Here is a 15193-nt window from a genome sequence, read left to right as displayed (position 1 = left end):
ATGGCTAAACGAGAAAGCGTGCAAAAAAAATTGCAACGTATTCGCCCCCCGCGTGTCCAACTTACTTATGACGTAGAAGTGGGTGAAGGGAAAGAAATCAAGGAACTTCCTTTTGTTGTTGGTGTTTTAGGAGATTTTTCTGCGGCTTCTGAACAGGAAAAAACCAAACTTAAAGATAAAAAGTTTGTGAACGTCGATTTAGAAAATATTGATGAAGTCATGGAATCACTTTCACCACGAGCGACTTTCCAGGTGCAAAATACGCTTTCAGAAACGGGTGGGCGCTTTGGAGTTGATTTAACCTTTAAATCAATGGATGACTTTAGACCAGAAAATATTGCACAGCAAATTGAACCACTGCGTAAACTGGTCGAAGCGCGTGAACGTTTAACGGATTTACGTAACAAAATCTCGAATAGTGAGCGTTTAGAAGACTTGTTAGATGATGTTTTAAAAAATACTGAACAAGTCCGCCAACTGAGTGAAGAAGTAGGAGCGGACAATGAGTAATATGCAATCGGCGGTCGCTATAAAAGATAACTCAACTGAATTTGGTCTACTCGATTCTATTGTTGAGCAGAGTCGCATTGCTCGAAATGGTGAAGAGCATGATCGCGCGAAAAGCCTTATTGCTGAGTTAGCAAAGGAAGTCATGGCTGGAACAATTACAGTTTCAGATAATATGTCGATGTCGATTGATAAGCGGATTGCCGAAATTGATGACTTGATTTCTAAACAATTAAGTCAAATTATGCATCATGCTGAGTTTCAGAAAATTGAATCAACATGGCGCGGATTATATTACTTCTGTCAAGAATCACCTTCAAATCCACTCATTAAAATTCGGGTATTAAACACCACGAAAAAAGAGTTGATTAAAGATTTTCAAAGCGCTACAGATTTTGATCAAAGCACCTTATTCAAGAAAATTTATGAAGAAGAATATGGTTCCTTTGGTGGAGCACCGTATGCAACTTTGATTGGTGATTTTGAATTTGACCGTACTCCAGCTGATATGTATTTGTTAGAGCAAATCTCACATGTTGCTGCGGCATCTCATGCTCCGTTTATCTCTGCTGCCAGTGCCAATATGTTAGGTCTGGAATCTTTTACTGATATTGATCGACCGCGAGATGTATCAAAAATTTTTGAAACCGCTGAATATGTTCAGTGGCGTTCATTCCGTGAAAGTGATGATGCCCGTTATGTGGCATTAACCATGCCACGTGTTTTAGGCCGTTTACCCTATGATCCAAAGCAAGGCATGCAAACCGAAGGCTTTAATTTTGTAGAAGAGGTTTCGGGTCAAAACCACGATGAATATTTATGGATGAATGCTGCTTATGCATTTGGGACACGTTTAACTAATGCATTTGATATGCATGGTTGGTGTGCTGCAATTCGTGGAGTAGAAGGAGGGGGATTGGTAGAAGGTTTACCAGTACATACCTTTAAAACCAGCGATGGTGAAGTTGCATTCAAATGTCCAACTGAAATTGCGATTACAGACCGCCGCGAAAAAGAACTAAGTGATCTTGGTTTTATTCCATTGGTACATTGTAAGAACACGGATTATGCAGCATTTTTTGGTGCGCAATCAGCGCAAAAGCCAAAGAAATATGACAGCGATACTGCAAATGCAAATTCTGCATTATCGAGCCAGATTCAATACATTATGGCAGTTTCTCGTATTGCACATTATTTAAAAGCCATGATGCGTGACAAAGTCGGTAGTTTTGCATCAGCAGGCAATGTCGAAGCATTTTTAAATGAATGGTTGGCAAAATATGTGCTCTTGGATGATGGGGCTTCTCAAGAAGCAAAAGCCCAATTTCCATTAAGAGAAGCTTCCGTGAAAGTTGTAGAAAACCCAGCAGAGCCTGGTCACTACAAGTCTGTGGTTTTTTTAAGACCACATTTCCAGCTGGACGAGTTGTCCGTATCTTTGCGACTCGTCACTGAGTTGCCTCAGTCTTCTAATTAAATTAAGAACAGCTCAATAATTAAGAACTTTATAATATAGGATAATCTCATGAAAGATATATACGTCGAATTTCGAGGTAAATACAAAGTTGATGGTGAGTCACGCGACTCTGAGCACAAGGGGTGGTTAGAAGTAAACTCTTGGGCACACAATATTCGTCAGCCTAAGTCTGCAACTTCATCTAGCGTAGGTGGTCATACCGCTGAACGTGTTGAACATGCAGATATGCACTTTGTAAAAGACCTTGATGCGACTAGCCCGAAACTATGGGAAGCATGTTCAGCAGGTTACACTTTTGATGAAGTGCAAATCGATTTTTACCGTGCCAATGGTGATAAGCGTATTAAATATCTTCAAATTAAATTGAAGCATGTTTTAGTTTCAAGTGTTGCGCCAAGTGTTAATGAAGAAGGTGTGCCAACTGAAACTTTCGGTTTGAAATATGCTGCAGTTGAGTGGACCTATAATCAACAAGATATTAACGGTACTGCGAAAGGTGCTGTGACCAAGAAATGGTCATTGTCGAATAACACAGCATCTTATGCTGCGTAACTAAACTCAGATCAATACATAGAGGATAACTAATGTTGTCCTCTATTTTTTGAATGCAGAATAAATTGACTGAGATAATGAGCATGAGTTTAGAACAATTACATCCCTACGGTTTTCAGTCCACACTGTTTGATCGCTTGCTTCCTGAAACTGAGAGTATAAAAGGACTTTCAATTCAAGAATTAAGACAGTCAGTCGCCAATGATCTTGAAGATTTACTGAATAGCCGTATAGCAAAATTAGATCATCTTATTGATGCTTATCCTTTGTCAAAACAATCGATTGTACAATTTGGCATTATTGATTTTGTTGGACTTTCGACTGCAAATCCTCTTGATCGCGATAAAATTTGTCAGTCGATAGAGCAATCTATTTCTGCGCATGAACCACGTTTAAAACAAGTCAAAGTCGACATGCTTTTAGATGGCCACAATATGGGGGCATTATGTTTAACCATTCAAGCTTATCTAAATATTCATCCCTTATATGAGCCTGTCGTTTTTGATGCATTATTAAAACCAACGACGCAACAATATGTTATTTCTGCACAAGCTTAAGGTATAAGGATAACGCTGTGATCGAAGAACTTTTACCTTATTATGAAAAGCAACTGCAAGAGTTTGCGCTACAGTCCAGAGTATTTGCAAAAAAGTATCCTAAAATTGCGCAACGTTTATCTCTAAATCAAGAGCAAATTGATGATCCGCACATTGAGCGGCTGATTCAAGCTTTTTCGTTAATCGCAGCAAGAATTGATAAAAAATTAGAAGACAGTTATGACGTGTTTACACGGTCATTATTTGAGGTGATGTTTCCTCAATATTTGAGACATTTTCCTGCTTGTACCGTGGTGAGTTTCGAAGATATAGAAAAACAGAAGAAGCTTACGGAAGGTACGATTGTCCCAGCAAATACAACACTAAAATCACGAAGTGTAAAAGGGGTACAGTGTGAGTTTAAAACCAGTATGGCTGTACAGCTCTTACCGCTCCAGTTGAAATTTCTGGAATTTCAGACCAATCAGAGCTCACATTTACATTTGAATCAAAATGCCACTTTAGTTTTTTCTTTTGAAGCTTTCAATGGGGCAGAAGCATGGTTGGACAATGAAGTCTTACTTATTTATTTAGATGCTATTTCAAATTTTCCTTTGCAGTTTTTAGATGCAGTTTTTAAATCTGAGACCAGTTTTAGCTTGAAATCAGGTCAGCATACTTTGGCAATTGAGAATCCATTTGAAGTGATGGGCTTTGCTGAAAATGAAAGCCTATTGCCTCTCGATCAGCATACTCATCATGCTTATCGGCTTTTAATGGAGTATTTTTGCTTTTCAGAAAAATTCAACTATCTTAAATTGAATTTAAAGGGACTGAAAAAATTAACACAACGAAATAGCCAATTTGAATTACATGTTCATTTAAAACTCAATTTGACTGACCCTGCAATTGTTCATAATTATTCAGCTTTGAATATTGCAAATTTCAAGTTATTTAGTAGTCCTGCCGTTAATCTATTTGAGAAAAAGGCTGAGCCACAGAAGATTGATCATAAAAAATTAGAATATCCAATTTTAACGGATGCACATCACCCTGAATTTTATCGTGTTTATTCAATCCTTAATATGCAAATGATGAGAGAAAAACATGAACAGGATGCTGTGACTTATCCGATCACACCATTTTTTGCCATGAGTCATGCCCATAAAGAGAATGTACGATACTTTTATGCACTGAATCAAAAACAATACCAACATAAGAACATTGAATTAGGTTATTCCATTATTTCTCGGCATTTGAATCCACATGAAATCAAGTCTGATTTTATTAGTACAAACTTATTGTGTTCGAATGGTAATTTGCCTTACGAGAGCATGAGTCTGAGTCAGCATACTCTAAATATGAATGGTACAGGCTTGGTTCGACGTGCACAGGTCTTAAAACGACCTACCCCATGTTATGTCTTTAATGGAAATAAAGAAGAACAGTGGCGCCTGATTTCACATTTGTCTTTGAATTTAATGACATTAATGCAAGAAAATGCCGTACCCCATATTCAAGAATTGTTGGCTTTATATAATTTATCAAATGCCAAAGAAAATCATCTATTGATTGATGCTATTCAGGGCATTGAATTTGAATCTACCCATAAAATGATGAATATCAAGCCATTCCCAGCTTTTGTCCGCGGTATAAAAGTTAAAGTATCAATCAAAGCGGAAGTCTTTCGGGGGCATAGTTTATATATTTTTAGCCAGTTATTGAGCTATGTATTCAACCTAAAAGTACAGATGAACAGTTTCGTTGATTTAATTATTTTTGATGATCAATCAGGACAGGAGTTATACCAATGCGTTCAGAACGTTGGTGGCAAGAAGCTTCTGTAATTGATGGTCTGTTTCACATGCCTACAGCTTATGAGTTTATCCAAACGACTCGGCTGTTACGGCATGATCCTATTTTTAATCAAGTTCAACATTGGGCTGATCGTTTTAGTTTTGAGAGCTCAATTCAGCTCAACTTTCCTATTACAGAGATTGAGTCATTAAATTTAGCAGAAGATAAAATTGAACTTAAAAACTTGATGGTGGGCTTGCTCGGGATACAAGGGGCATTACCCTATAGCTATACACAGAAAATTAAGTTATCACCGCGCAAGCAACGTGATGAAGTACAGAAGTTTATTGGACTTTTTAATCACAAGCTGACCGCTCAGTATGTCGATTCCAGTCTGGTATATAACTTACCTGTTCGTTACGAAATTGATCAGAATAATCACTATTTAACGATTTTACATGCATTGAATGGTTTTGTACGTCAGCAACATCAGCCTTCTGAATTGGAAGATTTTTTTGCCGAGTTTTCAGGATTAATGCAAGGACAGAATAATAATGTACATGCCTTGAAAACAATGTTGCATTGTGTATTTAAGCAAAAGATCGAAATTAAAGAATTTATTGTGGAAACCTTCCAGCTTAATGATGTTCAGAAAACCAGTTTGGGCAGCTTGGCTAAAAATGCTTTAGGTTTAAATACTTTTTGTGGCGAAAAAGTCCGTCAGGTGGATGGAAAAATTGAAGTTCAAATTGGGCCTTTAACCTACCCACATTATTTAGATTATTTGCCTGGGAAAGGATTAAGCGAACAACTCCGAAAGATTTTTAAGAGTTGGTGTGACCCGACTTTGCATGTCGATGTTCGTTTAATTTTGAAAAGAACTGACAAAAAAGCAGTTCAAATCGGTGCAAACCAATCATTAGGTTTGGGGCAGGGAACTTTCTTAATGCCGACATTGACAGAAGATCATAACGAATTTTGTTATGCGTTAATACGAGAGATCTAAAATGCTTAAAATTATATTGAGTACAGTTTTAAGCATATTTTTCGTAAGTTCTACGCTGATTATTTATTATTGGCGCGATGCTAAATTTGAACCGACAGCACAAGATTTATTACTTTATTTTGTGTTGATGCCTTTTTTGATTTCATTGGTAGTACTCAGTCCTTATCTCATATGGAAGCTATACCAATTTATACAAAATAGGCAACGAGATGCACAACTGATAGAAGCACATGCATCTTCTGACAGTGTAAATACACAAAATCAGCTGTCTCCTGAGTATCTACGTTTAAATGTTTATGCAGCATCGTTGCAATCGGCTTTGGGGCAAAACCAAGAAATATTTGCCAAAATGGCTGAGATGCCTGCACCTACATTGGATTCCAAACTTGTGAATCAGATGGGTAATCCAATTTTATCTTACCGAATGCCTGATCCTGTCGATGAGACTTTAGACCATGAAGTGGATCGTCCTGATATAAGTGAAATTCAACAACGCATACAGGCATTGATTCAGGCAGAACTCAATGAAAATTGTGCATCCTTATTAACTATTGTGGAGCATTTGAAAAATTCTGCGATGTTTTATGACCAACAACTTGCTTATGAATATCGTATGCATCCTGCTTGGGTTCGTTCCGACTATCAGGAAGATGAAGAGGAACAAACAGTGGTTATGGATGTTCCACGCCTCAATATGTTGAATATTCATGTCGTACTTTCCGATTATTTACTCCATGTTTGGAATAAACAATCGAGTGATGTATTGGTTGAAGAGTATTTGCAGAGTTTAGGGCTATTAGTCCAACAAATAAACGTGCATTACCATTATTGGGGTACCGAAAATGCTTATGTGGAATGGATTGAACTACTTAAAACCATTCAGCATCAAAAGGATGAAGTTTCATATATTACGGTGGTTGACTCAGCCATAGATCAGGACATTATCGACGAACATTTATGGGCAATTGATCAATATATTCCTGCAGAGTTTATTGGTAGTTGTTGTATTTCAGCTGAATCGGTCCGAGTTGAGGAACTCTCTAGAGTCAAGGTGATTGAACTAGTTGAAAATGAAACCAATGTAATGAACTTTATTAGAAAATTAGGTATTGAAAACTTAGAACAATATGAGAACGAAACTCCGTTTTTTGTGGTGCCAGACAATATTACTCAAATCAAAGTTGCTCAACAAATAGCAACACATATTGGTGCATCAAACATACAGTCGTATCACTGCTTATATAGTCATTACAGTTTAGGACATACGCAAAGTTTGGCTAAGATTTTCGGATTTCTTCTTGGGCTTCAAGCACCTGAATCTATGCATAGTTTTATGTTCAGTCTGGATGCTCCAAACACACATGTGATATTTCAGTCTGAAGAATTACTATCAGAATTAAATACTTAAGAATATTAAAATTGACGAGATAACAATGTATACAATTTTAGGCTACTTGTGGCAGTACATTACCAATCCAAAAGCAATGATTGCACTTTCCATATTGGTTGCTCTGATATCTTCATTTAATGTGGTGCCTCGGCATATCTTTATTATGCTGTGTGTTGCCTATCTTTTAGGTTTAATCGGTTATGGTATTTATTGGCTGATTCAACGTCGAAAGCATGAACAGCAAGGTGAACAACTTGCAGAAGCAATGGGTAAGGAAACTGAATCTGAGTACTGTCAAACCAAAAATAATGAAGAATTAAGACTGATTCAACAACAAATGAAAGAATCCATTCAACTGATTCGTAAATCGAAGTTGGGGGATAAGAAGGGTAATGCTGCTTTATATGAACTACCTTGGTATATGGTTATTGGTAACCCAGCAGCAGGTAAAAGTTCGGCGATTTATAATTCTGGCTTAAAGTTCCCATTTGAAGAATCCCATCAAAAAGTGGTGTCTGCTGGGCTAAGTGGAACCCGAAACTGTGACTGGTTTTTCTCAACAGATGGTGTTTTATTAGATACAGCAGGTCGTTATTCTGTATATGCAGAGGACCATGGTGAATGGCTTGGCTTTTTAAAACTATTGAAAAAAAATCGACCGAAAGCACCAGTGAATGGCTTAATTGTGGTGGTTAGCATTGCCGAATTGATTAGTCAGAGTCCTGAGAAATCACTAAAACTTGCCAAAAATTTAAGAGCACGTATTCAAGACTTAACAGAACGATTAGAAGTTTTTGCACCAGTTTATGTGGTGTTTACGAAAATGGATTTGATTGCGGGTTTTACTGAGTTTTTTGAATGTTATGAGGGGCAGGAATTCGATCAAGTGTGGGGTGCAACACTTCCATATCACGCTGACTCTTCGCCGAATGCTTCAGACTTATTTGAGCAACATTATAATACGCTATTTGATGGCTTAAAAAGCGTAAGCACCACGCATTTAAGTCGTCGCCATGCACAAAATATTTCACCTGGGGTAATGACATTTCCGCTCGAGTTTAAAACATTAAAACCAGCGGTAAAGACATTTATTGCCGCATTATTTGAAGACAACCCTTATCAATTTAAACCTGTTTTTCGTGGTTTCTATTTTACCAGTGCTTTACAGGAGGGCATCATTGAAAGCCCGATGACTGAGCAAATTGCACAAGAATTTGATTTGAATCGGCTACATGTTGAAGATGCCTCAAAGAAAATCAGTGCACAAAATCATGGTTATTTTTTAAAAGGTTTATTTTCAAATGTAATTTTAAAAGATAAAAATTTAGTTAAGCAGCATATTAATCCTTTGCGTAAACGCCAACGTTACTTGGGCTTTATGGTGGGTTTAATAACTGTCGCTATGATACTTGGCGTATGGGTTTGGTCTTATCGTAATAACCAGCAGTTGATTTTGGATGTGCAAGCGGACCTAAACAAAGTCCAACAGTTGGAAAAAACATCCGAAAATGATTTAGCGACACAATTAGAAGCCCTTTTAATACTGCAAAATCGATTGCAGCAATTAGATACCTTTGATCAAGATCATCCTTTCAAATTTTCATTTGGTTTATATCAAGGCAATGAATTGCGTGAGAAATTACAAGGTGAATATTTGAAAGGTATTCGGCAGATTGTATTGGAACCTTCGCAACAGAATATTGCGCAATATTTGCAGCGGGTTAAAAGTAATGAAGCAACGTTAAAGGCGAATCATGTCAATGTACAAATTCAACAATTGGCCGCCAATAAAAATCAACAGTACTTTGAACCGTCTGATACTAACCCTCAAGATGCTTATAATGCTTTAAAGGCATATATCATGCTGAGCAATCCACAGTATATGGATGCAAGTCATCTCAGTGATCAGGTGACAAAGTTCTGGCGTTCTTGGTTATTGGCAAATCGTGGAGCCATGCCGCAAAGTGAGCTGATGCAAAAAGCAGAGCAAGTTTTAACTTATGCGATGTCTCTAGCAAATCAAAAACAGTTCCCTGTATTAGAAGCTGATACACAATTGGTGGATCAAACTCGTCAAGTGATGGTGGCTGTAGTACGGGGTATGCCAGCGCGAGACCGAGTTTATAATGAAATTAAAATGCGTGCATCAGTTCGTTTCCCTGCACTGACTGTTGGTCAAATTGTGGGAGAAAATAATAAGAGCATATTAATGGGAGGCTACGCGCTACCAGGTGTATTCACTTATAAGGCATGGGATGATTACGTTGCTCAAGCCATTGAAGATGCCGCGAATAAACCGACTGATACAAAAGATTGGGTGCTGAATACGACTCAATCGGATGATTTAACTTTTACTGGAAGTCCAGATCAAATTCGAAAACAACTCACCCAGTTGTATAAGCAGGAATATATTGCAGAATGGAAAAAGTTCCTGAACGCCGTACATTATGCAAAAGGAACAGACTTTAAAAGTGACGCTCGTATTGTCGAAATCTTGGGTGAACCGCAAAACTCACCAATCAGAATATTCATAGAACGTGTGACGAAAGAAACCAGTTGGGATAACCCAGTAGTACAAGCTGAATTGGCAGCACCACAAACAGGTTTTGTTGCATGGTTTAAGCGTACGATATTAAGACAAAATAACGAAGATGCCATAAAGAAAGCCATCAATCAGGCTCAAGGACCAATCTCGCAAGAGTTTGTATTTTTCTATCAACTGATACGCAAGCGTGATGATCAGCAAAATCAGTCTCTTTTGGATGAATATTTAAATAACCTTTCTCAGGTACGTAGTAAGTTTAATGATTTAAAAAATGCAGGGGATATTGGCCCAAGTGCTTTAACCGTCGTTAAACAAACGATTAATGAACAAGCTTCTGTATTTAATGCTACGCAGAAAATTGTCGATGAAAAGTTAATGGTTGGGCTGAATGCGACAGATCAGCAGGTGTTACAACGTCTATTGGTGAGTCCATTGACCCAAGCTTTTAATGCTTTATTGCCTCCTGCACAAGATGAACTGAATAAATTATGGGTCATGCAGGCATATCAACCATTCAGCACGACTTTAGGACAAAAATATCCATTTAATCAGGGCGCGACAATACAAGCGACCAGCGCGGAAATTGCACAGATTTTTGGTGAGACAGGCAGTATTGCTCGTTTTGTTAAAGAAAGTCTGGATCCTTTAGTGATCCGACGTGGATATATGTTGTCATCTAAAACATGGAAAGATTTAGGTATAGGTCTAAATCCGCAGTTTGTGATGAATTTTCAAAGTTATGTTGCGCCAGCGAATGGTGTAGCGACAGGTGATTTAAATCAAACAGCACCTTCTACCGCAGCGAGCCAATCGAATTTCCAATTCTATCCATTACCGAATCCAAAATTTCTGTCCTATAGCGTCGATATTGATGGTCAAAGAATGGTGTATGAAAATGGAATACAGCAGTGGGTGAATTTCATTTGGCCAAATCCAGGTGCTATTCCAGGTGTCAGAATCACAGCTGTCGACTTGGAAGGACAAACCCATACCATTTTTGAGGCACCAGGTGAATATGGCATTAACCGCTTGATTGATTCTGCGCAAAGAAAGCCACAAAACGGCAGTTTTGAAATGACTTGGGCCAGTCCAAAAGATCCATCACTTGCTGTGAAGTTAAACTTCCGCCTGATTAGTGGTAATAGCGGTGGCAGTGTGGGTGCTGGTCGAGGTTATGCAGGTCTGCAGCTGGTGGATAAAGTGGTTATGGACAAAGCTGTACGAGTCGTTGCTGCACAAGTTGCTCCACCACAAGTCAACATGAAAGAAGCTCCGCAAAATTTGACTTCTCCTTCGCAAGCTTTATCAGGAGTAAAACCATAATGACACGATGCTCGAAAAGGAGTGAGGGAGGGGCCCAATGCAAGTAAGTAAAACAGCATCATTTTATTTTGGTAAGAGTCCAGCGCGTGGAGACTTCCTAAAAAGTAAAGGGCAGTCTAATGTTATTCAAATGATTGATCGCTGGATGACTGAAGCATTGGAGTTGGCGATGCAAAAGCCTGACTTTGAAAAATCATATCAAACTCTGCCGAGCTTAGATTTTTTTATTGCCAATCCAATGGAATCAGCGCTTTTACTTGCCAACTTAGAAGCCAGTGAAGATGCTTCGGGGCGAAAGTTTCCAATGGTATTGTGTCATTTGCTAGAAGCTTCTAATCCAATGCAGAATTTGTGCTATGCACCAGTTGTGTATAAACCTTTATTAATTGATTTATTTCAAACGAATAAAAAGTTGCAAGCAATTCGGGAACCCGACCAATTACTGGAACAATTATCACATTTTGGTCGTGATAAGCAGGGTTGTCATCTTAATCTCAGTCTCGATTTTTTTGATCATCAAACCATGTATTCATTTGCCAGTTTAATGAAAATGAATAGTTATCAGTTGGCTCAAAGCATGATTGGCTTAGGTTTGTTATTACAGCCTATTCTCAGTGTGGGTGTTGCTAATTTAAATAAGGTGTTGATTCTACCCATACATAATGCACGTTATCGTTATGAAATTGCAGCATTCTGGGTCAATTTAATTCATTTGTTCATTGGTAGCCAGAATACAGAAGTTTTGATCGGATTGTTGCATGCCGAAGAACCTATTTTACTCTTTGGATTTCAAGGTGCTGATATTTCAGCACTCAGCGATATTTTTATGCAAAATTTTACCACTGAACGTTGGGTTTCTTTGATTCATGCCGAATGGATCGATCGCTATTTGGAACAAAATGCTGGTTTAGCAGCCTTAGAACAGGCTTTGTGTGAGCGACAATTAAGTCTCACACAAGGGGTTAAACTTTTTAAACAAACATTTATTCGTGGCTAATATTAACAATGAATTTTAAAAATAGAACGATTTGTAAAAATATCATCTTGGCATGTGGTTTTTTGTCTAGTGCTTTACTTTATGCACAGCCTGTAATTGTTGAAGGTGTGGTTGCTAATCAAACCAGTAAACAGGCAATTTTACAGAAATTGTATGCTGTTTATGGGCAGGATCAGGTTGTGGATAAAATCCAGATAAGACCTGTCGCCACACCCCAAGCTTGGGATGATACTGTGGAACGGGTGATTACTTCAGATTTAAAAAAAATCACAGCTGGTAAGTTAACTGTAAAAGGAACACAAGTTGAATTAACAGGAAAACTGATGAACCCAACAGAAATTCAACCAGTTACATCTATGTTTCAATCCCTTGTACTGCCACCTTATCGGGTAAATACGAGTTTTACGATTAATCAATCCGAACAAAAAATCGTAGATGATGCTTTGAAAGATCGAATTGTAGAATTTGAATCTGGAAGTGCAATTTTAACTGCTACAGGAACAAAAATTCTGGATGAGATGGCAGTGGCATTAAATAAAGTACGAGACAAGAACGTCAAAATTATTGGTCATACTGACAGCTCTGGTGATGCTAAAAAGAATGTGGCATTGAGCTTGGCACGTGCAGAAGCAGTCAAAACGTATCTAATTCAGAAAGAAATTGTTGCTGGACGTTTAAGCACGGCTGGATTGGGTTCAGAGAAACCTGTCGCGGATAATGCCTCAATAGAGGGACGTAAAAAAAATCGTAGAATTGAGTTTGAAGTACTTTAGTTGCTAATAAGGAGATAAGGGTATGGCGACGCCTTATATAACAGTTGGATGCCCAACAACAGGTGGTGGTAAAGTAATTTCTGGAAATGCAAGTTTCTTGGTCGAAGGGATTGCAGTTGCTTGTATTGGAGATAAAGCAACTTGTCCGTTGCATAAAGTGGTCGCGACCATTATTTCAGGAGATATGCATATGTTGGTGATGGGCAAAGCTGTTGCAAGGGTGAATGATTCTTTATCTTGTGGCTGCAAATTATTACAGAAGCAAAATATGGTGCAAGGTGCGAATTAAAAGTGATATAAAAATTTATCATTCGTGATTGTTTTATTACTTATCATCACGATCAGTCCAAACGGGATCTAAATGAGATGATGATATTGATTTGTCTTTGGCATAAATAACTTGTCGCCCTATCTGACTGTTGCTACATTCACATGAATTTACACGTGTTAAGTCAGGGATTATGTCGTATCGTTTCGCCACTATAATTGGATTGTGCGCCATTTTATTCTGGGCCGCTATTGTCGGGTTATTACGACAAGTAACGGATGGCTTCGGGCCAATTTTGGGTGTGTGTTTAATTTATAGTTTAAGTTCCGTCATTTTACTGATCTTATTTAAACCATCAAAATTACATTTATTTCCTAAAGTTTACCTCATTTGGGGTTCAATTCTATTTGTTGCTTATGAGTTATGCTTATCACTTTCTTTAGCATTTGCTCAAAATAATCAACAAGCTGTGGAAGTGAGTATTCTGAATTATTTGTGGCCAAGCCTAACCGTTCTACTTTTAATTTTAACCAAAGAGCAAAAGTTTCATCCTTTAGTAATTGTGGGGATATTACTGACTTTATTTGGCATTATTCAGGTTCAAGTTGGAAATGGCGAGTTTAGTTTAAATCAACTGATACAGAATATTTCGCTTAACCCCATCAGTTATGCTTTAGCTTTTATGGGGGCTTTTATTTGGGCAGCGTATTGCACGCTCACGAAGAAAATTGGCGATGGTCAGAATGCAATAGCCATATTTTTTTGCCTAACTGCAGTGGCCTTATGGCTTAAATATCTTTGGATGGGTGATTTTCAAGTTCCTGAGCTTCACCTACAGAGTTTTGTTTATTTGGCGATTAGTGCTGCTGCATTTGGATTAGGTTACGCTGCTTGGAATATTGGCATCTTGCATGGCAATATTCAATTGCTTACAGCTGCATCCTATTTGACGCCGATTATTTCTTCATTTATTGCTATGCAGTTACTTGATTTGGGGCTGTCATGGGTATTTTGGCAAGGTGCTGCTTTGGTCACTTTAGGTTCGTTTTTATGTTGGTGGTCTACTCGTAGGACTTCATAAAACAGGGAGATGCCATCATCTCCCTAAATCTATCTAAACGATGATGCAAAACTATTTAGGGAAAATAAAGGAAGCAATCAAGCGTCCCCCCCATTCTTTTGCACTACCCGTCGTATCATCTGCCCAGTAACGCACACCACCACCAACACTGATCAGTTGCCCATTTAAATTTACAATTTTGGTCGCTGATAGATTTATTGGTATAGTTGCATCTTCACTATTCCAGTCATAGGTGGCTTCACTGTTGAGTGAGATGGTTAAACTACTTGGATAGGTATAGCTGACAAAAGGTTGCAAGAATGTACTGCTGATGCCTTCAGCATTGTCTTTATGCTCAACAGCCCAAATATGGTTTGCTAGGGCACCGAAAGTCCAACCATTCATTTGTTTTAGTACAACGGCTGTTGGTCCGAGTCCCCATTGATCTGCACCTAAAGTTTTTTCAGAAGCAGTAGGCAATAACATTGCTGGACCTATCCCCAAATAATTCCCCCTGGTCCTGAATCGACTGGTGAAAGAAACAGACTTTGTACTGTATCTCCAGTGCCCCAGTCATCATATTTAGAGCTATCACCATATGTCTGATACACGACTGGCAGAACGGTACGTGAGATGAGATTCCAATCTTCATTTAAACTGATTGGAATAACAGGCTGAATATTGAGTTGATATCGTTCAATATCTTCTTCCGCGCCAATCTTTTCATCATAGTTAAGTTGAAAAGGTACACTCACCATAGCCGCGACAGGATTAGATAATTGTTTTGCTAAATCTGCCGTATCCGCAGCATAGCTGGTTATAGTAAAGAGAGAGCAAAGACTTAAGCATAAACTTTTTTTCATATTTTACCTCTAGTTAACCCACTTATGTTTTTCTAATTTCGTACTTTATAAGTGTGAGATTAGATGAAGAAAGTGGGATCAATTTTTTTCTTTACTTTA

At 38.1% G+C, this 15193-nt stretch carries 14 protein-coding genes; 12 read left to right on the top strand and 2 right to left on the bottom strand.

The genetic code is table 11. From position 1 onward, the window contains the following. From tssB to yddG, 12 genes are all read left to right on the top strand, one after another. Positions 1-510 carry a type VI secretion system contractile sheath small subunit gene (tssB, locus tag MP622_RS09305; protein WP_016165882.1) on the top strand — a complete coding sequence of 170 codons (510 nt, stop codon included), beginning with the start codon at positions 1-3 and terminating at the stop codon, positions 508-510. Further along, positions 503-1984, top strand: a complete 1482-nt coding sequence (gene tssC, locus MP622_RS09300; RefSeq protein WP_243790643.1) for a type VI secretion system contractile sheath large subunit — start codon at positions 503-505, stop codon at positions 1982-1984. Before tssB ends, tssC begins: the two co-directional genes overlap by 8 nt. Positions 1985-2032: 48 nt before the next feature. After that, the gene (locus MP622_RS09295) at positions 2033-2536 is read left to right on the top strand and encodes a type VI secretion system tube protein Hcp (protein WP_016165884.1); all 504 of its coding nucleotides are present in this window, start codon (positions 2033-2035) and stop codon (positions 2534-2536) included. Positions 2537-2619: 83 nt separating this feature from the next. Further along, a complete protein-coding gene (gene tssE / locus MP622_RS09290; RefSeq protein WP_243790641.1) occupies positions 2620-3093 on the top strand; it encodes a type VI secretion system baseplate subunit TssE in 474 nt (157 codons plus the stop codon). A 17-nt stretch (positions 3094-3110) separates the two neighbouring features. Then, positions 3111-4919, top strand: a complete 1809-nt coding sequence (tssF, locus tag MP622_RS09285; RefSeq protein ID WP_243790639.1) for a type VI secretion system baseplate subunit TssF — start codon at positions 3111-3113, stop codon at positions 4917-4919. After that, entirely contained in the window at positions 4883-5875 is a 993-nt protein-coding gene (tssG, locus tag MP622_RS09280; RefSeq protein ID WP_243790637.1) for a type VI secretion system baseplate subunit TssG, read from the top strand. The genes tssF and tssG overlap by 37 nt, the downstream gene beginning before the upstream one ends. Position 5876: 1 nt before the next feature. Further along, positions 5877-7283 carry a hypothetical protein gene (locus MP622_RS09275; RefSeq protein ID WP_243790635.1) on the top strand — a complete coding sequence of 469 codons (1407 nt, stop codon included), beginning with the start codon at positions 5877-5879 and terminating at the stop codon, positions 7281-7283. A gap of 25 nt (positions 7284-7308) precedes the next feature. Further along, a complete protein-coding gene (gene tssM / locus MP622_RS09270) occupies positions 7309-11133 on the top strand; it encodes a type VI secretion system membrane subunit TssM (protein ID WP_243790633.1) in 3825 nt (1274 codons plus the stop codon). 37 nt (positions 11134-11170) lie between these two features. Further along, complete coding sequence (gene tagF / locus MP622_RS09265) at positions 11171-12130, top strand: type VI secretion system-associated protein TagF (RefSeq protein WP_044740172.1); 960 nt, start codon at positions 11171-11173, stop codon at positions 12128-12130. A gap of 8 nt (positions 12131-12138) precedes the next feature. After that, positions 12139-12903, top strand: coding sequence for an OmpA family protein (locus MP622_RS09260; RefSeq protein WP_243790632.1), 765 nt, complete (start codon positions 12139-12141; stop codon positions 12901-12903). A gap of 22 nt (positions 12904-12925) precedes the next feature. Next, complete coding sequence (locus tag MP622_RS09255) at positions 12926-13192, top strand: PAAR domain-containing protein (RefSeq protein WP_044740170.1); 267 nt, start codon at positions 12926-12928, stop codon at positions 13190-13192. 172 nt (positions 13193-13364) lie between these two features. Next, entirely contained in the window at positions 13365-14252 is an 888-nt protein-coding gene (gene yddG, locus MP622_RS09250) for an aromatic amino acid DMT transporter YddG (RefSeq protein WP_243790630.1), read from the top strand. Positions 14253-14303: 51 nt separating this feature from the next. Here the strand turns inward: yddG and MP622_RS09245 are convergent, their stop codons facing one another. Both MP622_RS09245 and MP622_RS09240 read right to left on the bottom strand, forming a co-directional pair. Beyond that, positions 14304-14735, bottom strand: a complete 432-nt coding sequence (locus tag MP622_RS09245) for a TLD domain-containing protein (RefSeq protein ID WP_243790628.1) — start codon at positions 14733-14735, stop codon at positions 14304-14306. Then, positions 14726-15094 carry a hypothetical protein gene (locus MP622_RS09240; protein ID WP_243790626.1) on the bottom strand — a complete coding sequence of 123 codons (369 nt, stop codon included), beginning with the start codon at positions 15092-15094 and terminating at the stop codon, positions 14726-14728. Before MP622_RS09240 ends, MP622_RS09245 begins: the two co-directional genes overlap by 10 nt. Positions 15095-15193: the final 99 nt, after the last annotated feature.

The sequence above is a fragment of the Acinetobacter sp. PK01 genome (assembly GCF_022819285.1).
GTDB lineage: Bacteria > Pseudomonadota > Gammaproteobacteria > Pseudomonadales > Moraxellaceae > Acinetobacter > Acinetobacter tandoii.
Note: the sequence above shows the minus strand (reverse complement) of the source record. Positions and strands in the feature narration are given on the sequence as shown.